Annotated in this window: 16 protein-coding genes; 10 read left to right on the top strand and 6 right to left on the bottom strand. The window is 70.4% G+C overall.

Features of this window, described 5'->3' with window-relative positions; genetic code table 11:
• The first annotated feature begins 3 nt into the window (after positions 1 to 3).
• Together HNV26_RS25325 and HNV26_RS25330 are read left to right on the top strand one after the other, a co-directional pair.
• Positions 4 to 522 (top strand): NUDIX hydrolase, encoded by a 519-nt coding sequence (locus tag HNV26_RS25325; protein WP_171443475.1) that lies wholly within the window; start codon positions 4 to 6, stop codon positions 520 to 522.
• Entirely contained in the window at positions 498 to 1,382 is an 885-nt protein-coding gene (locus HNV26_RS25330; protein ID WP_171443476.1) for a hypothetical protein, read from the top strand. Before HNV26_RS25325 ends, HNV26_RS25330 begins: the two co-directional genes overlap by 25 nt.
• Here the strand turns inward: HNV26_RS25330 and HNV26_RS25335 are convergent.
• Positions 1,366 to 2,937 (bottom strand): GMC family oxidoreductase N-terminal domain-containing protein, encoded by a 1,572-nt coding sequence (locus HNV26_RS25335; protein ID WP_171443477.1) that lies wholly within the window; start codon positions 2,935 to 2,937, stop codon positions 1,366 to 1,368. The two genes, HNV26_RS25330 and HNV26_RS25335, sit on opposite strands and share 17 nt — an antisense overlap.
• A 31-nt stretch (positions 2,938 to 2,968) precedes the next feature.
• Entirely contained in the window at positions 2,969 to 3,523 is a 555-nt protein-coding gene (locus tag HNV26_RS25340) for a hypothetical protein (RefSeq protein ID WP_366816950.1), read from the bottom strand.
• A gap of 88 nt (positions 3,524 to 3,611) precedes the next feature.
• Here HNV26_RS25340 and HNV26_RS25345 point away from each other — a divergent pair, with 88 nt between their 5' ends.
• The 5 genes from HNV26_RS25345 (at position 3,612) to HNV26_RS25365 (ending at position 10,304) form a co-directional block, all read left to right on the top strand.
• A complete protein-coding gene (locus HNV26_RS25345; protein ID WP_253817011.1) occupies positions 3,612 to 6,800 on the top strand; it encodes an efflux RND transporter permease subunit in 3,189 nt (1,062 codons plus the stop codon).
• A complete protein-coding gene (locus HNV26_RS25350) occupies positions 6,797 to 7,960 on the top strand; it encodes an efflux RND transporter periplasmic adaptor subunit (protein WP_171443478.1) in 1,164 nt (387 codons plus the stop codon). The genes HNV26_RS25345 and HNV26_RS25350 overlap by 4 nt, the downstream gene beginning before the upstream one ends.
• Before the next feature lie 78 nt (positions 7,961 to 8,038).
• Positions 8,039 to 8,347 carry a c-type cytochrome gene (locus HNV26_RS25355; RefSeq protein ID WP_171443479.1) on the top strand — a complete coding sequence of 103 codons (309 nt, stop codon included), beginning with the start codon at positions 8,039 to 8,041 and terminating at the stop codon, positions 8,345 to 8,347.
• Positions 8,348 to 8,398: 51 nt separating this feature from the next.
• Positions 8,399 to 9,478: a leucine-rich repeat domain-containing protein gene (locus tag HNV26_RS25360; protein WP_171443480.1), complete on the top strand. Its 1,080-nt coding sequence runs from the start codon at positions 8,399 to 8,401 to the stop codon at positions 9,476 to 9,478.
• A gap of 64 nt (positions 9,479 to 9,542) precedes the next feature.
• Positions 9,543 to 10,304, top strand: coding sequence for a ParA family protein (locus tag HNV26_RS25365; protein WP_026114108.1), 762 nt, complete (start codon positions 9,543 to 9,545; stop codon positions 10,302 to 10,304).
• Between the two features lie 58 nt (positions 10,305 to 10,362).
• On the opposite strand, the gene rnk is transcribed toward HNV26_RS25365, so the two are convergent.
• The 3 genes from rnk to gltB form a co-directional block, all read right to left on the bottom strand.
• Positions 10,363 to 10,779, bottom strand: coding sequence for a nucleoside diphosphate kinase regulator (gene rnk / locus HNV26_RS25370; RefSeq protein WP_171443481.1), 417 nt, complete (start codon positions 10,777 to 10,779; stop codon positions 10,363 to 10,365).
• 109 nt (positions 10,780 to 10,888) lie between these two features.
• Positions 10,889 to 12,349 (bottom strand): glutamate synthase subunit beta, encoded by a 1,461-nt coding sequence (locus HNV26_RS25375; protein ID WP_171443482.1) that lies wholly within the window; start codon positions 12,347 to 12,349, stop codon positions 10,889 to 10,891.
• A gap of 3 nt (positions 12,350 to 12,352) precedes the next feature.
• The gene (gltB, locus tag HNV26_RS25380) at positions 12,353 to 16,918 is read right to left on the bottom strand and encodes a glutamate synthase large subunit (RefSeq protein WP_171443483.1); all 4,566 of its coding nucleotides are present in this window, start codon (positions 16,916 to 16,918) and stop codon (positions 12,353 to 12,355) included.
• Between the two features lie 237 nt (positions 16,919 to 17,155).
• Here gltB and HNV26_RS25385 point away from each other — a divergent pair, with 237 nt between their 5' ends.
• The 3 genes from HNV26_RS25385 (at position 17,156) to HNV26_RS25395 (ending at position 19,959) form a co-directional block, all read left to right on the top strand.
• Positions 17,156 to 17,644: an NUDIX hydrolase gene (locus HNV26_RS25385; RefSeq protein ID WP_171443490.1), complete on the top strand. Its 489-nt coding sequence runs from the start codon at positions 17,156 to 17,158 to the stop codon at positions 17,642 to 17,644.
• Between the two features lie 138 nt (positions 17,645 to 17,782).
• Complete coding sequence (locus tag HNV26_RS25390) at positions 17,783 to 18,670, top strand: energy transducer TonB (RefSeq protein WP_366816952.1); 888 nt, start codon at positions 17,783 to 17,785, stop codon at positions 18,668 to 18,670.
• 41 nt (positions 18,671 to 18,711) lie between these two features.
• Positions 18,712 to 19,959, top strand: coding sequence for a PepSY-associated TM helix domain-containing protein (locus HNV26_RS25395; protein ID WP_171443485.1), 1,248 nt, complete (start codon positions 18,712 to 18,714; stop codon positions 19,957 to 19,959).
• A gap of 86 nt (positions 19,960 to 20,045) precedes the next feature.
• On the opposite strand, the gene HNV26_RS25400 is transcribed toward HNV26_RS25395, so the two are convergent.
• Positions 20,046 to 21,653, bottom strand: a 1,608-nt coding sequence (locus HNV26_RS25400; RefSeq protein ID WP_171452889.1) for a DEAD/DEAH box helicase, incomplete at its 5' end; no start/stop codon positions are given.

Consider the following 21,653-nt stretch of genomic DNA (forward strand, 5'->3'; position numbering starts at 1 on the left):
GGCATGGAGCTGATTGACATCATTGACACCCAGGGGCAGGTGGTGGGGAGCGCGCCCCGCGACCAGATCTACGGCCAGAAGCTGCCCCATCGCATCGTGCATGTGATGGTGGAGCGCGACGGCAAGGTCTTCCTGCAGCGGCGCTCCCGGCACATGACCTTCATGCCCGGCCACCTGTGCACGTCCGCGGGAGGCCACGTGAGCGCGGGCGAGGCGCCCCTGGAGGCCGCCCAGCGGGAGCTCCTGGAGGAGCTGGGCCTGGAGGGCCCGCTGGTGCCCGTGGCCGAGTTCGTCTTCGACGATGGGCACCACCGGCGCATCTTCCTCTACCGCGCCCGAATGGAGGGCCCGCTGCGCCTCTCCGAGCGGGAGGTGGACGGGGGCATGTTCCTGGCGCCGGAGGAGTTGGGGCGGCTGCTGGACGAGCCCTGTCATCCCCAGTTGTGGCCCTGTCTGGAGCACCTCTTCCCCGGGCCGAGCGCCGACGCGCGGACGCGATGGAAACCGTCCTCTATTCGCTGACGTCCGTCCTGTTGCGGTCGGGAAACAGCGTCTTCGACCGGCTCAGCTACGGGCTCCGTCGCCAGTCCATCCTCGTCCTCAACTTCGCCAACAACTTCGTCCCGTTCCTCTTGCTGGCGGCGCTGACGCCGCTGCTGCCCATGGCGGACCGGGCGGGGTGGGCGCTCTATGGCAACGCGAGGCTCGCGCTCTTCGCGGTGAGCGTCCAGGGGGTGGCCTTCGCCTTCTCCTACGGCTTCCGGCACCTCACGGTCGCCCGGGTGAACATCGCCTCGCGCATCGGGGATGTGCTCATCCCTCTGGCGCTCATGCTGTCCGGCCGCACGGTGCACTGGACCGAGTATCTGTTCGCCCTCGCCGTGTCCGGCTGCTCGCTGCTGGCCGCGGGAGGTGGCTCGGACAGCCGCCGCGCCCTGTGGCTGCCGGCGTTCTTCATCACCGTGGCCGTCCTCGTGCAGAGCCTCTGCGGGGAGCTCTTCTTCCAGGGCCAGCCTTCGGGCGTGGCGTCCAACCTGGAGGTGAGCACCGCCTTGATGTTCTGGAGGAGCGCGGCCTGTCTGGTGCTGCTGATCGTCTTCGGCGCCCGGGGGACGCTGGGGGCGCAGTTGAGCGAGCTGGTCGTGGACGGCCGCGCACGCACCAACCTGCTCGTGCGCGCCCTCTTCACCGTGGGCAATCAGGTCGCCTTCGTCATGGCGCTGGCGGCGGGAAACCGCGTCGTCGCCTGGCCCATCCTCAACTCGGTGACGCTCTTCTCCCTGGTGTTCGCCAACGCCTTCATCCAGGAGGCGCCCGCGCGGCGCGAGGTGTTCGCCGTCGTGGCCATCGTCGCGTTGGCGGTGCTCAAGGCCGCGCTGTAGTTCGTGACGATGCCAGGTCCGGCAGCACCTGGTCCGCGAAGCGCAGCGAGAGGGCGGTGAGCGTCAGCGTCGGGTTGATGGCGCCGTTGTTCGGGAAGTTGCCGTTGGTGAGGGCGAACAGGTTCTTCGTCCCGAACACGAGGTGCCTCCCGTCCACGACGCCCGAGTCCGGCCCCTGGCCGAAGCGCGCCGTGCCCACCGAGTGGTCCGCCCGGCGAATCACGCCCGAAACCCAGACCTCCGACTCGCGGCAGCCCGCGGTCTTCATCACCTGCATCAAGGTGTCGGTCATCCACTGCCAGCGCGCGGAGAACCCCGCGTCCACCGCGTAGTGAATCTCCACCTGGCGCTCGCCCGGCTTGCCCGTGAATCGCAGGCGGTTCTCCGCCTGGGGGAACTCCTCGATGAAGCCATGGAGGTTGAGCCGGCTCTCCCGGGCGAAGGAGGCGATGTACTCGGGCGCCAGTTGCTCCTGGCGGACCCATGACTGCAGGTCCGGCTCCTCCGGGTACTCGGAGAAGATCATCTTCCCGGCGGCCTGCTGCTCCGGCGTGTCGAAGTGCCGCGAGAAGAGGGCGGGCATGGGGACTTCGCGCCCGTTGAACTCCCGGGGGGGCTTCGTCAGCTTGCCCTCGAGCTTCAGCATCGGGTGGGTCACCAGGTAGCGCCCGAGCGCGGGCAGGCGCTGCTCATCGAAGCCCGAGTGCCACAGCAGCTTGGGCGTCTCCAGGGCGCCCGCGGCCACCAGCACGGCGTCAGCGTCCAGTGTGGCCGTTTCGCCCTCGGCGGTGCGGTAGGTGACGCCCTGGGCCACCGCTCCCGCCATCCGCACGGCCAGCACCGGACTGCTCGCGAGCAACCGGAAGCCCGGGTGGGACTCCATGTCCGCCAGCAGCAGGGTGGGGTCGAAGCGCGCGCCCATGGGGCAATACCGGCACGTGCCAAACGTCATGCACGGGCCGCCCACGCCCTCGCCGCCGGGGCCTCTGCGCGACATGGGAATGTGGTCATAGGTGATGCCCAGCGCCTTCAGGGCGTGGCGCACCGGCTCCGACTCGATGGGGTACGGCGGGCTGTTCCACTTGTAGGGCTGCGAGCGCCAGGGCGTGGGATGTCCGTCCACGGGCGCGTTGGGGCCGGTGACGTTCAGCAGGGACTCGGCCTGGCTGTAATAGGGCTCGAGCTGGGTGTAGCTGAAGGGCCAGTCGTTCCCCTTGCCGGTGCGCTTGCGCAGCTCCAGGTCCTCGGGCTGGAGGCGGGGCGTCCAGCCGCTCCAGTGCAGCGTCGACCCGCCCACCGCCATGAGCCGGCTGCCCTTGATGAGGAAGTGGTCGCGCTCGGGTTGGACACCGGGGCGGGAGTTGGCGTCACCCTGCGAATCCTCACAGGCGTGGTAGGGCCGCACGCCCGTGGTGACGAAGTCCAGCCAGCGGCGCGAGTCCCGCATGGGCGTGCGAGGGCCGGCTTCGAGCATCACCACCTCGTAGCCCCGCTCCAGCGCGGCGCGGGCGGTGATGACCGCGGCAACACCACTTCCGACGATACACAGCCTCATGGTTGTCAAATCCTGTCGGCGACCGCGCTGACTACAGTTCGTCCGAGGCGTGATAGGAGCCAGATGCGTGCGGCTCGTGCCAGAGCCCGCCCATGTGGCCATTCATGTTTCCGAAGCCAAACGTCCGGAAGCCCCCGCCGACCAGCGACATGATGGCCAGCTCGCCCACCACCTTCACGCGGTGGAGCTCTGGCAACTCCACGAGCCACTCCACAGAGAGCTTCTCGGGCCGCTTCACCTCCGCAGCGAAGCGGGTGTAGGTGCCGAGGTACGAGGGGCGCTCCTCGCATTTGAGGCGCAGATAGCCTTCCAGCAGCGCCTCGTTGAGCTGTCCGTCCATTCCCACGAAGCGTGAGAGCTGGCGGGCCGTATCGAGCAGGGCGTCCCGCACGTCGTCGGGAAGGGCCCCCGCGTTGTCGGGCGCGATGAGCTGGAGGGGCGCTGCTCCCTCCGTGCGCGGTATCAGCCGCGGACGAAGCGTGCCGCAGCTGGAGGCCACCACGCCGATTCCCAACCACTGCAGGAGCTGTCTGCGATTCAGCAGCGCTTCCCTCAACACAGTCCCGGAGGAGGGAGATGTTTTCACGGCGTTGTTCATGACGGCTCAGCCTTCATGCTGCCCCAGTCTTCCCAGTGGAAGCAAGGGTTGCGGACATTGCCTCGATTGCTGCTCCATGGCAAAGAGCGGAGGCGATATGTGGATCGTCCGGCTGGCGCTCCGACGCCCCTATACCTTCGTGGTGGCGGCGCTGTTGCTCGTCTTCGTGAGTGTGCAGGTCATCCGCGAATCCCCCACGGACATCCTCCCCGAGGTCGACATCCCCGTCATCAGCGTCGTCTGGAGCTATGACGGACTGCCCGCGCAGCAGATCGAACGGCAGATCACCCAATACAGTGAGTACTCCCTGGCGAACAACGTGGCGAACCTGGCCCGGCAGGAAAGCCAGTCGTTCGACGGTGTATCAGTCGCCCGGTTGTATCTACACCCCGGGGCTGACGTGGCCGAGGCCATGGCCCAGGTGACGGCGTCCTCGCAATCCATCACCCGGCGCATGCCTCCGGGGACGCAGCCGCCCATCATCCTCCGGTATTCGGCCAGCAGCGTGCCCATCCTCCAGGTGTCGTTCAGCAGCGAGACGCTCACCGAGTCGCAAATCTACGACCATGTGAATCAGCGCGTCCGGCCCCTGCTCGGCACGGTCCGGGGCGCGCGCATTCCCCAGCTCATGGGCGGCAAGGTCCGGCAGATGACCGTGGACCTGGACCTGGAGGCCCTCGAGGCCCATGGGCTGGCGCCGCACGACGTCGCCTCAGCGGTCTCCGCGCAGAACCTGGTCCTGCCCACGGGGAACATCAAGATGGGCGCGCATGAGTACCGCGTGACGCTCAACAGCAGTCCGGAGACGCTCGCCGCGCTCAATGACATCCCGGTGCGCCGGGGCGATGGCCGCGTCGTGTTTCTCCGAGACGTGGCGCACGTGCATGACGGCTTCGCGGTGCAGACGAACATCGCCCGGGAGGAGGGCCGGCGCTCCGTCATCCTGTCCGTGATGAAGACGGGGGACGCCTCGACGTTGGAGGTCGCCCGCCGCGTGCGCGAGCTGCTGCCCACCATCCAGGCCGCCGCGCCGGAGGGGTTGTCGGTGCGGTTGCTGGCGGACCAGTCCTCCTTCGTGACGGCCGCCATCCACGGGCTCCTGGTGGAAGGGGTCATCGCCGCGCTGCTGACGGCGACGATGATTCTCCTGTTCCTGGGGAGCTGGCGGAGCACGCTCATCATCGCCATCTCCATTCCGTTGTCGGTGCTCGCGGCCATCCTGGTGTTGCGGGGCCTCGGGTACACGCTCGACTCGATGACGCTGGGCGGGCTGGCGCTCGCGGTGGGCATCCTCGTGGATGACGCCACGGTGGAGATAGAGAACATCCACCGCAACCTGGCCATGGGGAAGCCGCTCACCCAGGCCATCCTGGATGGCGCTGAGCAGATCGCCGTGCCCGCCTTCGTCGCCTCGCTCTCCATTGGCATCGTCTTCGTCTCGGTCCTCTTCCTGGAGGGGCCGGCCCGGTACCTGTTCCTGCCCATGGGCCTGGCGGTGGGGCTCTCCGTCATGGCCTCGTATCTGCTCTCGCGCACGCTGGTGCCCACGCTCGTGCAGTTCCTGCTGCGCGCGGAGGTCCAGCGGCACGGACAGCCCCAGACGGGCTGGCTGGCGCGGCTGCACCACCGGTTCGAGGAGGGCTTCGAGCGCTTCCGGGCGCGGTACGTGAGGGCGCTCCAGGGGGCCCTGGCCCGGCCGCGCCGCGTGCTGGTCTTCTTCCTGCTCGCGGTGCTGGCGGCGGTGGGGTTGATGCCCTTCGTGGGCCGGGACTTCTTTCCCACCGTGGACGCGGGCCAGCTCCGCCTTCACGTCGTGGCGCCGCCGGGGACGCGCATCGAGGAGACGGAGCGGTACCTGTCGCGCGTGGAGGACGCCGTGCGCGAGCTCATCCCCGCCGAGGACCGGGTGAGCCTGATTGACATGATGGGCATGCCGGGCGGCTACAACCTCGCGCTGACGGACACCTCCAACGTGAGCAGCGCGGACGGGGAGGTCCTCGTGACGCTGGCCCCGAAGCGGAGGGTCCGGACGGGCGAGTACGTCCGGCTGCTGCGCGAGGAATTGCCGCGGCGCTTCCCCGAGCTCACGTTCTACTTCCAGCCCGCGGACATCGTGACGCAGATTCTCAACTTCGGGCTGCCGTCGCCCATTGACGTGCAGGTCTCCGGCTCCCAGCGCGAGGCCACCTACGCCATCGCGCGGAAGCTCGAGGCGGAGCTGGGGCAGGTCCGCGGCGCGGTGGACGTGCGCCTGTCGCAGGTGGTGAACGCGCCTCGGCTGCACTTCGAGGTGGACCGGGTCCGCGCCAGCGCGGTGGGGCTCACGCAGCGGGACGTGGCCAACAACGTGCTGCTCACCGTGTCATCCAGCTCGCAGGTGAGCCCCAGCTTCTGGATCGACCCGAAGACGGGGAACAGCTATCCGGTGTCGGTGCGCGTGCCGGAGACGCGGGTGTCCTCGGTGGAGGACCTGACACGGATGGCGCTGCCCACCCGCGAGGGGCCCCAGCTCCTGGGCGACCTCACCCGGGTGCAGCGCGAGTGGACGCCCGTCTTCGTCACCCACGTGGACATCCAGCCCACCTTCAACGTCCGCGCGGACGTCCAGGACACGGACCTGGGCAGCGTGGCGTCGCGGCTGGAGCCGATCGTCGACCGCTACCGAGAGGAGCTGCCGCCGGGCTCGCGCATCCAGGTGCGTGGGCAGGTGGAGAGCATGCGCACCAGCTTTGACCGGCTGCTGTTGGGCCTGCTGTTCGCGGCGGTGCTCGTCTATGCGCTGATGGTGGTCAACTTCCAGTCCTGGCTGGACCCCTTCATCATCATCACCGCGCTGCCCGGGGCGGTGGTGGGCATGGTGGTCTCGCTGTTCGCCACGCAGACGCCCTTCAGCATTCCCTCGTTGATGGGCGCCATCATGAGCGTGGGCGTGGCCACGGCGAACTCCGTGCTGGTGGTGTCCTTCGCCAACGAGCAGCTCGCGCTCGGCGCGAGCGCGGCGGAGGCGGCGCTCGAAGCGGGGCGGGTGCGGGTGCGCCCCGTGTTGATGACGGCGCTGGCCATGGGCCTGGGCATGCTCCCCATGTCCCTGAACCTGGGCGAGGGCGGCGAGCAGAACGCCGCGCTCGGCTGCGCCGTCATTGGCGGCCTCGCGGGCGCCACGGTGGCGACCCTGTTCTTCGTTCCCGTCGTCTACAGTCTGATGCAGGCGCGGCGGGCCGTCCGCGCGGCGGCCCCTGAACTCGAGCCCTCGGTGACAGCGTGACGGAGCAGACTCCTGGCGTGGATGCCGCGGCGCGAGGCGGGCGCTGGCCCTGGGTGTTCGCCGCGTTGCTCCTGGTGCTGCTGGGGCTCGGCGTGGCGCCACGGTTGGAGCGGTCGCGCGCGTTGGATCGACGTGAAGCGGAAGCCCGTCTGCCGCCGCTCGTGGCCACCGCGCGCGTGACGCGGTCCGAGCCGAAGGCGGAGCTCACGTTGCCAGGGACGGTCCTCCCCAGTCAGCACGCGTCGCTGCACGCCCGCATCAATGGCTTCGTGGGCCGCATCCACGTCGACCTGGGCGACCGGGTCCGCGCGGGCCAGTTGCTGGCGGAGCTCGAGGCGCCCGAGCTCCAGGCGGAGTGTCACCGGGCCCGGGCGCGCCTGGATGAGATGGAGCGGAACCTGGAGCTCGCGCGCGCGTCCGCGCGGCGCGGGCAGATTCTCGCGGGAGAGGGCAACGTCAGCCACGAGGTGGCGGAGGAGGCGCGGGCGCGGGCCAACTCCGCGGAGGCCTCGCTGAAGAGCGCGAAGGCGGAGGTGGAGCGCCTCGATGCGTTGTACGCGTATCGCCGCGTGGTGGCGCCGTTTGATGGCGTCATCGTGCGTCGCAACGTGGACCGGGGAGCGCTGGTCACCGCGGGCAGTGGCAGCGGCATGACGAGCCTGTTCGAACTCGCGCAGACACACACGCTGAAGGTCTTCGTGGACGTGCCGCAGTCCCTCGCCCATGACATCAGGCCGGGGCTCGAGGCGCGGATCTCCACGCTGGATGCGCCCGCGCGGGCGCTGCCGGGACGCGTGGTGCGGACCGCGGGGGTGTTGGACCCGGGGACCCGCACGCTCCTGACGGAGGTGCAGCTCGCCAACACAGAGGCGCTGTTCGCCGGGTCATTCGTGCGCGTCCGGTTGCTCATCGAGCGCGAGGCTCCGCCCATGCTCATCCCCGCCAGCGCGCTGGCCGTGCGGAGGGAGGGGCCCACGGTCCTCGTGGTGGGGGAGGCGAACGCCGTCCAGCAGCGCGTGGTCGTGCTGGGGCGTGACCTGGGCGCTCAGGTCGAGGTGTTGGACGGATTGTCCGCCGAGGACCGGGTGGTGCTGAGCCCGCCGGACACCCTGGGAGCTGGGCGCGTGGTGCGCGTCGCGGAAGGGCGTGCCGCGCGCTAGTTTGCGTGGAGCTCAGCAAAATCAGAGAGGGCTGCCATGTCGGTCAGCCTTGATATGCAGTGTGGACTGGAGACTTCGATGAAGCGTTTTCTGTGGCTGTCTGTTCTCGCGGTGGCGTCGGTGTCCAACGTGGCCTCCGCGAGCGAGGAGCTCTCGAAGGCCAAGAACTGCTCGACGTGCCACTCCGCGACGGCGCGGCTGGTCGGTCCCTCATTCAAGGAGATTGCCGCCCGCTATGCGAAGCAGGAGGGCGTGGAGGACAAGCTGGCGCAGCGCGTGCGCAAGGGCAGCAGCGGCGTCTGGGGCGCCATTCCGATGCCGGCGAACGCCCAGGTGTCGGAGGCCGAGGCGCGCGCGCTGGTGAAGTGGATCATGACGCAGAAGTAGCGCGCGGAGGTGCCCATTTCCTTCGCACGTCGTTGCAGGTAATGGGCGGGCATGCCGAAGAGTGTGTCGCTGGCGGCGCAGTGGAAGCGCGTGGAGAAGCAGGCCGTCCAGACCTTGGGGCGGGGCTCGGCCGGCGAGTATCCGGAGGCCCTGGAGCCGCGGGTGGTGCCGTTCTCGACCGGGTTCGACCCCGCGCCGCTCTTGCCTCCGGAGTACGGGGCGCTCGTCAAGGTGCTGGGATACCGGTGGCTGTCGGGCGCGTCGTCCACGTTGGGCTTGCTGCCTCCGCGCTGGCAGGTGGGGCTGTCACAGCAGGTGGGCGTGCCCGACCGGCCATGGGGCGAGGTCCGCGCGGAGCGCGAGGCCGGCACCCATGCCTATTCGTTCGTGATGTTCGCCGCCCACGACATCGACGACATCAACGGCTTCGCTTTTGGCAGGGGCGCCGCAGGCGCGTCCGGCGTGGTCTGGCGCGTGGAGGACAGTCTCCCCGTGGAGGAGCTGGGGACGTTCTCCTCGTGGCTCGAGGAGGAGCTGGCGGCGCTGGCCGTGGCCTTGAAGGACGTGAAGGAGGGCACCTCGCCCGTGGCGCCCGCGGACCTGGCGGGCGCGTCCCTTCCCATCAAGGCGAAGGCGCCCGCCAAGGCGAAGGGCCCGGCTGCCTTGTTCGACAAGTTCCCTCGGGACTCGAAGGAGCTGCTGTTCAACGGCCGGAAGCTGGGCGAGCTGCCCGCGCTGATTGGCGAGTTCACCGAGCTGGAGTCCCTCTGGGTCCGGACGACGGGCATCAAGGCGGTGCCCCCGGAGTTGGGGCGCCTGTCGAAGCTGAAAAAGCTGGATCTGTCGTTCAACCCTGAGTTGACCGAGCTGCCGCCCGAGCTGGGTGACCTGGAATCCCTCGAGTCACTCAACCTGAACCGCACGGGGCTGACGACGTTGCCCGACGCGCTGGAGCGGCTCAAGCGCCTGACGTTCCTGGATCTCCAGTCCACGCCGCTGACGACGCTGCCGCCCGTCCTCTTCCGGATGACCTGGTTGCGGACGGTGGACCTGTACTGGACGACCCTGCCTCCAGGGGAAATCGAGCGGCTGCGCCAGGCGCTCCCCGAGTGCAAGGTGGGGGTGAGCTGAGCATGGAGGAGGCGCCGCCGCCCGTGGCTTCTCTCCCCGTGGGTCGTCCGGTATAGACCGGGGCATGGCGTTCATCGCGTTCTCCACCATCAAGGGCGGCGTCGGCAAGACGACGCTCTGCTCGCACGTGGCGGCGGCCCTCGCGGATGCCGGCCGCCAGGTGCTGCTGCTGGACCTGGACCCCCAGGCCCATGCGTCGCTGGTGCTGGGGCTGGAGAGCCGGGAAGGCCCGTGCGTGGGGGATGCGCTCGGGCCCCGCCCCAAGCACACGCTGGCGCAGGTGGTGGTGGCTTCACCGAAGCGGCCCGGCTTGTTCATCGCCCCCGCCGCGCCGCGCATGGCCGCGCAGGAGCGCGAGCTGTTCCAGTGGGGTCACCGCCTCCAGGCGATTCCTCGCGCGCTCAAGACGCTGGGGTGGACGCCGGACATCATCCTCGCGGACACCCCGCCCAGCATCGGCGCCTACACCGAGGCCGTGCTCGCCTCCGCGGACCTGGTCGTGGCCCCCGTGCCCACCGGCGCCTTCGCGCTCCAGGGACTGGGGGAAATCGAGACCGCCTGGCGTGACGTTCGCGAGCAGGGCGGTGAGCTGGTCGCGGTGGTGAACCTGTGGGATCGCCGCACCACGGCGACCAACGAGGCCATGGAGGGCGCGCTGAGCGAGTCCACCGTGCCCGTGCTGCGGGCTCGGATTCCGCGCTCGGAGTCCATCAACCAGGCGGGGCTGGGCTACGAGGTGGTGTTCGACACGAGCCCACAGGCGGCTGGCGTGGAGGAGCTGCGGGCCCTGGCGCAGGAGCTGGCGAAGCGCGTGGGGCTGCGCTGAAACGGCGAACGGCACCGTCCGCCACGAGGGCGTACGGTGCCGTCCCGGGGAAGCCGAATCAGAGGTTGTAGTGGCCCGAGGCCTCGGGCTGATAGGGCACCGCGACGATGCGCAGCTTCTTGGAGCGTCCGCCCGGCAGGGGCCAGGTGATGGTCTGCCCCACGGTCAGGCCGATGAGCGCGCTGCCGATGGGAGCCAGGACGGAGATGCGGCCATCGTCGCTGCTGGCGTCGCGTGGGTAGACGAGGGTGACCTCCCGGCGCTCTCCCGTCTGTTCGTCCTCGAAGACAACCTTGCTGTTCATCGTCACGACGTCGGGCGGCACCTCTTCCGAAGCGACGACGCGGGCCCGGGTCAGCTCCGCGTCAAGCATTTCCGCGAACTCGGCCGTGCGGCCGCCTCCGTTGTGGTCCACCACCTGGCGCAGGCGCTCCAAGTCGGCTTCGGTCACGATGAGGGTCTGTTCGCTTCGCATGTCAGGGGCCTCCTGTGGGAGGGAGTAATGGGTTAAGCCCATTCTAACTGCCTCGCCTGCTATTTATTCCCGACTCGCCCCAAAAAGGCGACCCGGCGTTTCATTCCGCTCAGAAGGCGCAGTCCGCGCCCCGGGTGGGCAGCGCGGAGCGCCCCTCAGAAAGATACGCATCGCACGCCTTCGCGGCTTCGCGGCCGTCCGACAGGGCCCAGACGATGAGGCTGGCGCCCCGGCTCGCGTCCCCGGCGCAGAACACCCCGTCCGCGGACGTGGCGAAGTGCGCGTCCACCTGTACCGTGCCGCGGGGGGACAGCTTCACCCCCAGCTCCTCGGAGAGGTTGCCCGCCTCGGGCCCCGTGAAGCCCATGGCCAGCACCAGCAGGTCCGCTTCGAACGTCACCTCGGTCCCGGGACGTTCAATGAGGCGGGGCAGGGCGCCAGGTTCGGCCCGGAACTCGATTTCCACGGCGTGCAGCGTCTGGAGCCGGCCGTCGCTGCCCGTCAGCCGCTTTGTCATTAACGCGAACCGGCGCTCGCCGCCTTCCTCCTGGCTGGTGGAGGTGCGGAAGATGACGGGCCACCTCGGCCAGGGGTTGCCCTCCGCGCGCACCGCGGGAGGTGCGGGGAGGAGCTCCACCTGCCGCACGCTCGCCGCCCCCTGACGCAGCGCGGTACCCAGGCAGTCCGAGCCGGTGTCGCCGCCGCCCAGCACCACGACGTGCCGGCCGGCCGCGTCCAGGCGTGAGTCCTTCTGGCCATGGCCCGAGACGAGCCGGTTCTGGTGCTCCAGGTACTCCATGGCCTGGACGACACCGGACAGCTCGCGTCCGGGGACCTCCAGCTCGCGCGGACGGCGCGCGCCCAGGGCCAGCACCAGGGCGTCGTGCTTCGCGCGCAGCTCGCGGTAGCTCAGGGCGCCGCCCACGTCCACGCCGGTGACGAAGGTGATGCCCTCCGCCTCCATCAGCGCCAGGCGCCGGTCCACCACGGACTTCTCCAGCTTGAAGTCGGGGATGCCGTAGCGCAGCAGGCCGCCGGCCCGAGCGGCCCGCTCGTACACGGTGACGGTGTGTCCGGCCGCGTTGAGCTGCGCCGCCGCCGCCAGGCCCGCGGGCCCGGAGCCCACCACGCCCACCGTCTTCCCGGTGCGGCGTGCCGGAGGCCGGGGCTTCACCCAGCCCTCCTCGAAGGCCCGCTCGACGATTTCCTTCTCCATCTGCTCGATGGTGACCGGGTCCCGGTCGATGGCGAGCACACACGCGGCCTCGCACGGCGCCGGGCACAGCCGGCCCGTCATCTCCGGGAAGCCATTGGTGCGGCTGAGCAAGTCGTACGCCTCGCGCCAGCGCCCGCGGTACACGGCCTCGTTGAAGTCGGGGATGAGGTTCCCCAGGGGACAGCCCTGGTGGCAGAAGGGGACGCCACAGTCCATGCAGCGGCCGGCCTGCCGTTTGGCCTCGTCGGGGGCCAGCGGCAGCGCGAACTCGCGCCAGTCGCCCAGCCGGTCCGCCTTGTCCCGCTTGTCCGCGTGGACGCGCTCCCACTCGATGAATCCAGTTGGCTTACCCATGGCTCAGGCCCTCCCCGCCGCGGACTGGGGCAACGCCGCGGATGTGGACTCCGGTGGTCTGCGCGCCGCGCGCCGTGCCTGGAGGACCCGCTTGTAGTCCGTGGGCATCACCTTCACGAAGCGCGGCACCATCAGCTCCCAGTTGTCCAGCACCCGCCGCGCCAGCGCGCTGCCGGTGTGGTGCAGGTGGCGCTCCACCATGCCGTGAACGAGCCAGATTTCGGACTCGTCCACCAGGGACTCCAGCTCCACCATCTCCAGGTTGCAGCGCTGCCGGAAGGACTGCTCGCGGTCGAGCACGTAGGCGATGCCGCCGCTCATGCCGGCCGCGAAGTTGCGCCCGGTGGGGCCCAGCACCACCACCGCGCCGCCCGTCATGTATTCGCAGCCGTGGTCGCCCACGCCCTCCACGACGGCCTGCGCGCCGCTGTTGCGCACCGCGAAGCGCTCACCCGCGAGCCCCCGCAGGTAGACCTCGCCGGCCGTGGCGCCGTAGAGCGCGGTGTTGCCCACCAGCACGTTCTCCTCGGCGGTGAAGCGGCTGGCCTGCGGCGGGTAGACGATGATGCGTCCACCGGACAGGCCCTTGCCCACGTAGTCGTTGGCGTCGCCCTCCAGCTCCAGCGTCACGCCCTTCACCACGAAGGCGCCGAAGCTCTGACCCGCGGAGCCCTTCATCCGGACATGGAGCCGGCCATCCGGCAACCCCTGGCCCCCGTGACGCCGGGCAATCTCCCCCGACAGCAGGGCGCCCACGGCGCGGTGCGTGTTGGCCACCGGCACGTTGAGCAGCATGGGCGGTCCGCCGTCCAGCACCGCGCTGGCGTCGCGCAGCAGCGCGTGGTCCAGGTGGTCGGACACGTCCTTGATGCGCGGCTCGGTGCAGTGGCGCGGCTCGCTGTCCGGCGCGGCCGGCGCGGCCAGCAGCCCGGACAGGTCCACGCGCTTCGCCTTCCAGTGGTCCACCGCCGGGCGCTGCCTCAGCAGGTCCACGCGGCCCACCAGCTCCTCCAGGGTGCGGGCGCCCAGCGCGGCCATCCGCTGGCGCAGGTCCTCCGCGATGAGGAGGAAGAAGTTCACCACGTCCTCGGGCTTGCCCTGGAAGCGCTCGCGCAGCCCCGCGTCCTGCGTGGCGATGCCCGCCGAACAGGTGTTGAGGTGACACTTGCGCAGCATGATGCAGCCCACGGCCACCAGGCTGGCGGTGGCCATGCCGAACTCCTCGGCGCCCAGGAGCGTGGCCACCAGCACGTCCCGCGCGGTGCGCATGCCGCCGTCCGCCTGCACGCGGATGCGCGAGCGCAGCCCGTTGTGCACCAGCACCTGCTGCGTCTCCGCCAGTCCCAGCTCCCAGGGCAGGCCCGCGTGCTGGATGCTGGACAGCGGCGAGGCGCCCGTGCCGCCCTCGTACCCGGAGATGACCACGCAGCTGGCGCCGGCCTTGGCCACGCCGGCGGCGATGGTGCCCACGCCCACCTCGCTCACCAGCTTCACGCCGACGCGCGCGGCCGGATTCACCGACTGGAGGTCGTAGATGAGCTGCGCCAGGTCCTCGATGGAGTAGATGTCGTGGTGCGGCGGCGGCGAGATGAGCGTCACGCCCGGCGTGGACCAGCGCACGCGGGCAATCCGCTCATCCACCTTGTGGCCGGGCAGCTGGCCGCCCTCGCCGGGCTTGGCGCCCTGGGCCACCTTGATCTGGAGCTCGTCCGCGTTGACCAGGTACTCCGTGGTGACGCCGAAGCGCGCGCTGGCCACCTGCTTGATGGCGCTGCGGCGCAGGTCTCCGTTTTCGTCCCGGGTGTAGCGCCGCGACTCCTCGCCGCCCTCGCCGCTGTTGGAGCGCCCGCCCAGCCGGTTCATCGCGATGGCCAGCGTCTCGTGCGCCTCCGCGCTGATGGAGCCGAAGGACATGGCGCCGGTGACGAAGCGCCGTGCAATGGAGAGCGCCGGCTCCACCTCGTCCAGCGGCACGGGCGTGCGGCCCTCGTGGGCGATTTCGAGCAGGCCGCGCAGGTTGGAGTGCTCGCGCGTCTCGTCGTCCGCCAGCCGCGTGTACTCCGCGAAGGTGGCGGCGTCGTTCGCGCGCACCGCCGCCTGGAGCTTGGCGATGGTGGCCGGGTTCCACTTGTGCCGCTCGCCCAGCCGGCGCCAGCGGTACTGGCCGCCCACGGGCAGCATGCCGGCCTCCGCGTCCGCTTCCGCGCCAAAGCCCCGGGCGTGGCGCTCCGCCACTTCGCGCCCCAGCTCCGGCAGGCCCACCCCCTCCACGCGCGACGCCGTGTCGGTGAAGTGCCGCTCCACCAGCGAGCGCTGGAGCCCCACGGCCTCGAAGAGCTGCGCGCCGCGGTAGGACTGGAGCGTGGAGATGCCCATCTTCGACATCACCTTGAGCAGGCCTTCCTCCACGGCGTGGATGAAGCGGTCCTGCGCCTTCTCCGCGTCCACCGCCAGCTCGCCGCTGTCCGCCAGGGCCCGGAGCGTGTCCAGCGCCAGGTACGGGTTCACCGCCGCGGCGCCGTAGGCGAACAGGCAGGCGAAGTGGTGCACCTCGCGCGCCTCCGCCGTCTCCAGCAGCAGGCCGGTGTACATGCGGATGCCGTCACGGACGAGCCGCTGGTGCACCGCGGACATGGCCAGCAGCGCGGGAATGGCCGCGTGCGCCGCGTCCACGCCGCGGTCGCTCAAGAGCAGGATGCTGGCGCCGGCGTCCACCGCGTCCACGGCCTCGTTGCAGAGCTTCTCCACCGCCGCCTCGAGCGCGCCTTCGCCGCCGTCCAGGGCGTAGAGGAGCGACAGGCGGCGCGTTTCGAAGAGGCCCTCGTCATTGATGGCCGCCAGCCGCGCGAGCTGCCCGTTGGTGAGGATGGGGCCGGGGAGGGACAGCCGGTGGCACTGCTCTGGCGTCTCCTCGAAGGTGTTGCTCTCCGGGCCCAGCGCGGTGGCCAGCGTCATCACCAGCGACTCGCGCAGCGGGTCGATGGGCGGGTTGGTCACCTGCGCGAAGAGCTGGTGGAAGTAGGAGAAGAGGCTGGGGGCCTGGTCGCTGAGCACCGCCAGCGGCGTGTCCGTGCCCATGGAGCCCACCGGCTCCTTGCCCGTCTCCGCCATGGGCGTGAGCACCGAGCGCACGTCCTCGGCGGTGTAGCCGAAGGCGCGCTGGGCCCGCCACAGCTCTTCTCCGCGCAGGCGCACCGGGGCGGCGACGGCGGGGAGGTTGTCGAAGGTGTAGACGTTGCGCTGGAGCCAGCGGCGGTAGGGCCAGCGCGTGGTGATGTCGCGCTTGACGTCCTCGTCCTCCAGGATGCGCCCCTCGGTGGTGTCCACCAGCAGCATGCGGCCCGGCGTCAGACGGCCCTTGCGGCGCACCTGCGAGGGCGGCACGTCGATGACGCCCATCTCCGAGGCGAGGATGATGCGGTCGTCCTCGGTGACGAGGTAGCGCGCGGGCCGCAGGCCGTTGCGATCCAACGTGGCGCCGATGAGCTGCCCGTCCGTGAAGGCGATGGCCGCCGGTCCGTCCCACGGCTCCAGCAGGGCGGAGGAGTACTCATAGAAGGCGCGCCGCTCGTCGGACATCAGCGCGTCGCCCTCCCACGCCTCCGGAATCATCATCATCAGCGCGTGGGGCAGGGTGCGGCCGCCCAGGTAGAGCAGCTCCACCATGTTGTCGAACTGCGCCGAGTCGCTCTTGCCCGGGACGATGATGGGCTGGAGCGCCTCCAGGCTGCCGCCCAGGCGCGCCGTCTGGAGCAGGCCGCGCCGCGCGGTCATCCAGTTCCGGTTGCCACGCATGGTGTTGATTTCACCGTTGTGCGCGATGAAGCGGAACGGCTGCGCCAGCTCCCACGTGGGGAACGTGTTGGTGGAGAAGCGTGAGTGGACCAGGCCCAGCGCGCTCACGAAGTCCGGCTGCTGCAAATCGGAGTAGAAGCGCGGCAGGTCCACCGGCAGCATCAGCCCCTTGTAGACGAGCGTCTCCGACGACAGCGACGCCACGTGGAAGCGGCCCTTGGGGTCCACGCCGCGCGCCTGGATGAGGTTCTCCGTCAGCTTGCGGATGCGGTACAGCTTCCGCTCGAAGGCGCTGGGGACCATGCGCCGCCGCGCCACGAAGAGCTGGCGGATGACGGGGGCGGCCTCACGCGCCACGGGGCCCAGGTGCTCCGGGTTCACGGGCACGTCGCGCCAGCCGAGCACGCGCTGGCCCTCTTGTACGACGACCTCCTCGAAGGCGGCCTCACAGGCGGCCCGGGCCTCGGGCTCGGGCGGGAGGAACACCTGGCCCACGCCGTAGTGCCGGCGCGGCGGGAGGGCGAAGGGCAGCTTCGGGGACTCGCGCTCGAAGAAGCGGTGGGGGAGCTGCACCAGGATGCCGGCGCCGTCGCCGGTTCGTGGGTCTCTGCCCGCGGCCGCCCGGTGGCTGAGCCGGTTGAGGAGCTCCAGGGCGTCCTCGACGATGCCTCGCGAGCGCTCACCCCTCAGGTGGGCGACGAATCCCACGCCGCAGGCGTCATGCTCGGTGTCTGGCTCATACAGGCCGTACCGGCCGGGGCGGAATGCCGACATCAAGAGTCCCCTCTCCCGACGACGCGGGTTGTCATCAAGAATAATGCAGTGTCGCCATACGCTAACGCGCTGCGTTGGCTTGCGTAAAGGGAAGTCCCCGACCTCACCGTGCGAGGAGGGCGGGGTGAGGAGGGACCTGCCTGGCCCGGCATGAACTACAGTGCCGCGCTCTGTCACATTCCGGCGGTGGCCAAGGGGCTCCGACGCCTGGATGCCGCACCGCGCGAGGTCGCTCCCATGCCGTACACCCCGATCATCGGCACGCTCGGTTACGTGATGTCGCCGGACGGGCAGCGCGTGCTGCTCGTCCACCGCAACGCCCGCCCGGATGACGCCCACTACGGGAAGTTCAATGGCTTGGGCGGGAAGATGGAGCGCGACGAGGACGTGGCCGCCTGCATGCGCCGGGAGATTCGCGAGGAGGCCGGCATCGAGTGCACGCGGATGGTGCTGCGCGGCACCATCTCCTGGCCCGGCTTCGGCAAGCACGGGGAGGACTGGCTGGGCTTCGTGTTTCGCATCGACGGCTTCGAAGGCACCCCGTTCGAGCGGAACCCGGAGGGCTCCCTCTCCTGGGTGCCCGTGGCGGACATCCAGGGCCTCAACCTGTGGGACGGCGACCGGCACTTCCTGCCGCTGGTGTTCGACGCCGACCCCCGGCCGTTCCATGGGGTCATGCCGTATTCCGGGGGCCGCGCGCTGAGCTGGTCCTTCAGCCGCTTGTAAGGGGCTGTCGCGAAAGGGCTTTTCCGCGCGCCATTCCTCCGTGGACGGCCGGACGGGCATTCCACCGCGCGTAAGGAGTTTTACTCAGCGAGCGTTGACGGTGAGGGCCGTAGGGGGGTATCCACGTCCGTAGTGAGAGTGAGAACGATTCTCAATTTCGAACTTCCGGAGCCCGCCGCGGATGCAGCATCCTCGGTGTTGGCGCAACCCGCTGGGGCGCTCTTCCGCATGGGGGATGCCGCCGGGGTGGAGGGTTTCTGGAGCCGTTGGAGCGGGGCCGTTGTCGTGGCGGTCGTGCTCCACGCGGTCGTCGTCGCGGCGGGGCTGTCCGTGTCCCCGGCGTCGCCGAAGAAGGTGGTGCGGGAGGAGCCGGAGCTGGTGTTGCTGGCGTTCGCCGCGCCTCCGCCTCCCGCGGGTGGTGGAGGGACGCAGCCGGCCGCGAAGAAGGAAGTGCAGCGCCAGGCGCGTCCCAAGCCGGCGAAGCGGGTGATGCCGACCCCCGTTCCCCGGCCCGAGCCGGTGGCGGAGGTGAAGCCGGAGACGCCCCCTGAGTCGGAGCCCGTGGTGGAGCCCGAGCCTGCTCCCGAGCCCGCGGCGGCGGAGGTGGAGCCGGCGTCCGCGAGCAGCGAGGCGTCCGCGGTGGGCGGGGTGGTGGGTGGCGTGGTCGGCGGTGTCGTGGGTGGAACGCAGGGCGGCATCGTCGGGTCGACAGCCATTGGCGGCACGGGTGACGCGCTGACGCTGAAGCAGGTGATGCGGCCCCCCACGGTCCTCAAGCAGGTCAGGCCGGACTACCCCCGGCTGGCGAAGCAGCGGAACATCCAGGGAGTGGTGGTGGTGCGCGCCATCGTTGGCACGGACGGCCGGGTGGAGCAGGCGCACACCCGGGTGATGCGCTCCGTGCCCGCCCTGGACGCCGCGGCGATTGCCGCCGTGAATCAGTGGCACTTCACGCCCGCGCTGGGCCGTTCGGGGCGGCTGGCGCGAGTCATGATCGACATTCCGGTGAACTTCTCCCTGAAGTGAGTCTGGCGCGGTGTCGCGCCGGCCCGCGCTGGAGCCGTTTGATGCGCACCTTCCGAAACACCATCTTCTGGATTCATCTCATCGTCGGAATCGCCACCGGGCTGGTGATTGCGATCATGTCCTTCACGGGCGTGGTCATCGCCTTCGAGAAGCAGCTCATCGAATGGGCGGATCGGGATGTCCGGACGGTGCAGCCGCCGTCGCCAGACGCGCCCCGGCTCCCCGTGGAGGAATTGATCGAGCGCGTCCGCGCCGCGCGGACGGACGGACAGCCCTCCGGCGTGACGGTGTATCCGGAGCCGACGTCCTCGGTGCTCGTGAGCGTCGGCCGGGGCTCGGTGACCTACGTCAACCCCTTCACCGGCGAGGTGCTGGGGAACGGCGCGACGGGCCTGCGCGGCTTCCTCCAATGGAACGTGGAGCTCCACCGGTGGCTGGCCGCCGGCGGCGACAACCGCGCGGTGGGCAAGGCAATCACCGGCGCGAGCAACGCGGTGTTCCTCTTCCTGGCCATCTCCGGCCTGTACCTGTGGTGGCCGCGCAAGTGGACGCTGCGCGCCATGCGGCCGTCGCTGTGGTTCCGGCGTGGGCTGAAGGGCAAGGCGCGCGACTGGAACTGGCACAACGTCATCGGCTTCTGGTCGCTGCCAGTGCTCATCGTGCTCACGGCGTCGGGCATGGTCATCTCGTACAAGTGGGCCTCCGACCTCGTCTACACGGTGATGGGCCACGAGGCTCCGGCGAAGCAGGGGCCGCCGGGCTCGGCGACGGTGAAGGTGCCCGCGCCCGAGGTGGAGACGCCGCGCAAGCCGATGGATGTCCTCATCGCCGAAGCGCGGAAGACGTCGCCCACCTGGTCGTCCGCCACGGTGCGCCTGGGCGGCGGAGCGCGTCCGGGCGGTGCTCCCGCGCAGGGTGGCCGTGGCCCGGAGGCGAAGGGCGGCGCGGATGGCGTGGACGCGGTGACGGTCACCCTCCGCGAGGCGGATGCGTGGCCGCTGTTCTCCTCCAAGCAGGTGTCCCTCAACCCCTTTTCGGGCGAGGTGGCGAAGCAGGAGACGTACGCGGACTACAACAGCGGCCGGAAGCTGCGCACCTGGCTGCGCTTCCTGCACACCGGCGAGGCGCTGGGGCTTTGGGGCCAACTCGTCGCCGCCATCGCGTCGCTGGGCGGCGTGTTCCTCGTCTACACGGGCTTCGCGCTGTCGTGGCGCCGGTTCTTCCCCCGGCGCCGGACGAACTCCGAGCCTCGGGAAGAAGCCGCCGCGCAGACCGAGCCGGTGGCCTGACGGACTTCAGCCCTCCTCGTGAGCGTGACGGGTTCGCTCGTCATCCTCCCACTCACGAGGCGGGCACTTCCCTTGGAGTCTGAAGGTCAGCTCCGGTCCTTGCGGACGAGCACCTTCTTGCCGCGCAGGGTGGCGTTCTTCAGCGCGGCGATGATGCGGTTGGCATCGGACTCCGGCACCTCCACCAGGGAGAAGGCGTCGCCAATCTGGATGGCGCCAATCTTGGAGGACTCGACGCCCGCTTCCCCGGCGATGGCGCCCACCAGGTCGGCGGGGCGCACGCCGGCGTGACGGCCGGCGCCAATCCACAGGCGGGTGACGTCCCACGTCGGCGGGCCACCGCGGGCCTTCGGGCCGCGCTCCGGGCGGCCCGGACGCCCCGGGGGCGCTCCGAACTTGCCCGTGCGCTCACGGCGCTCCTGCGGCGGCGCGACGACGGGGATCTCCGCCTCCTCCGTGTCGCGGCCCTCGTCCTGGGCCTCATGGAGGAGCTTCACGGCGGCGGCGGCGATGTCCATGGCGTCGAACTCGCTGGCCAGGCTCTCCACCACGTTGCGGAGGGAGTCGTACTCACCGGCCACCAGCGTCTCGCGCAGGGATGCGCGCAGCATCTCCTGCCGCTTCTCGCGCATGTCCGCGACAGTGGGCACGGTGGCCACTTCGATGCGCTGGCCGGTGACGCGCTCGATGTTGCGCAGCAGCCGGTGCTCGCGGGGCTCCACCAGGGTGATGGCCACGCCCTCGCGGCCGGCACGGCCCGTGCGGCCGATGCGGTGCACGTAGGCCTCGGGCGCGTTGGGGACGTCGAAGTTCACCACGTGGGACAGGCGGGGGATGTCCAGGCCGCGCGCCGCGACGTCGGTGGCCACGAGCAGGTCGGTGCCCTGGGACTTGAGCTGCTTGATGACGCGGTCTCGCTGCTCCTGCGTCATGCCGCCATGCAGGGCGTGGGCGCGCCAGCCACGGCCGTTGAGGGAGACGGTGAGGTCGTCCACCTCCGTGCGCGTGCGGCAGAAGATGATGGCCGCGGTGGGCGACTCCACGTCGAGCAGGCGGCCCAGGGTGGCGATCTTGAAGGCGCGCGGCACGACGTAGGCCGTCTGCCGGACGCGGGGAATCTCACCCTGTTCCACCTTCTCGCGGGCGATCTTCACGCGCACGGGCTCGTGCAGGTGACGCTCGGCGATGCTGGCGATGCGCGGCGGGAGCGTGGCGGAGAAGAGGGCCGTCTGCCGCTCCTCGGGCGTGCCGGAGAGGATGGCCTCCAGGTCCTCGGCGAAGCCCATGTCGAGCATCTCGTCGGCCTCGTCGAGCACGACGACGCGCACGTCATCGAGCTGCAACGTGCCACGGCGCAGGTGGTCCAGCGCGCGGCCCGGCGTGGCGACGACGACGTCCACGCCACGCTTGAGGACGCGGAGCTGCTGGCCGATGACCTGCCCGCCGTACAGGGGCAGCACGGAGATGCCGAGCTTCTGGCCGTAGCGGTGGATGGCCTCGGAGACCTGCATGGCCAGCTCGCGCGTGGGGACCAGCACCAGCGCGGACGTGGTGTTGGGCCGGCACGCGCCGGGCTCCACGTGGTTGAGCAGGGGCAGGGCGAAGGCGGCCGTCTTTCCGGTGCCGGTGGCGGCGATGCCGAGCAGGTCCTTCCCCGCGAGCAGGGGGGGAAGGGCGGCGGCCTGGATGGGGGT

The sequence above is a fragment of the Myxococcus xanthus genome (assembly GCF_013116825.1).
GTDB lineage: Bacteria > Myxococcota > Myxococcia > Myxococcales > Myxococcaceae > Myxococcus > Myxococcus xanthus_B.

Bases quoted from the DNA above. Each gene is read 5' to 3' on its own strand.
- HNV26_RS25325 (WP_171443475.1), top strand. From the start codon at position 4: ATGGAGCTGATTGACATCATTGACACCCAGGGGCAGGTGGTGGGGAGC.
- HNV26_RS25330 (WP_171443476.1), top strand. From the start codon at position 498: ATGGAAACCGTCCTCTATTCGCTGACGTCCGTCCTGTTGCGGTCGGGA.
- HNV26_RS25335 (WP_171443477.1), bottom strand. From the start codon at position 2,937: ATGAGGCTGTGTATCGTCGGAAGTGGTGTTGCCGCGGTCATCACCGCC.
- HNV26_RS25345 (WP_253817011.1), top strand. From the start codon at position 3,612: ATGGCAAAGAGCGGAGGCGATATGTGGATCGTCCGGCTGGCGCTCCGA.
- HNV26_RS25355 (WP_171443479.1), top strand. From the start codon at position 8,039: ATGAAGCGTTTTCTGTGGCTGTCTGTTCTCGCGGTGGCGTCGGTGTCC.
- HNV26_RS25360 (WP_171443480.1), top strand. From the start codon at position 8,399: ATGCCGAAGAGTGTGTCGCTGGCGGCGCAGTGGAAGCGCGTGGAGAAG.
- HNV26_RS25365 (WP_026114108.1), top strand. From the start codon at position 9,543: ATGGCGTTCATCGCGTTCTCCACCATCAAGGGCGGCGTCGGCAAGACG.
- rnk (WP_171443481.1), bottom strand. From the start codon at position 10,779: ATGCGAAGCGAACAGACCCTCATCGTGACCGAAGCCGACTTGGAGCGC.
- HNV26_RS25375 (WP_171443482.1), bottom strand. From the start codon at position 12,349: ATGGGTAAGCCAACTGGATTCATCGAGTGGGAGCGCGTCCACGCGGAC.
- gltB (WP_171443483.1), bottom strand. From the start codon at position 16,918: ATGTCGGCATTCCGCCCCGGCCGGTACGGCCTGTATGAGCCAGACACC.
- HNV26_RS25385 (WP_171443490.1), top strand. From the start codon at position 17,156: ATGCCGTACACCCCGATCATCGGCACGCTCGGTTACGTGATGTCGCCG.
- HNV26_RS25395 (WP_171443485.1), top strand. From the start codon at position 18,712: ATGCGCACCTTCCGAAACACCATCTTCTGGATTCATCTCATCGTCGGA.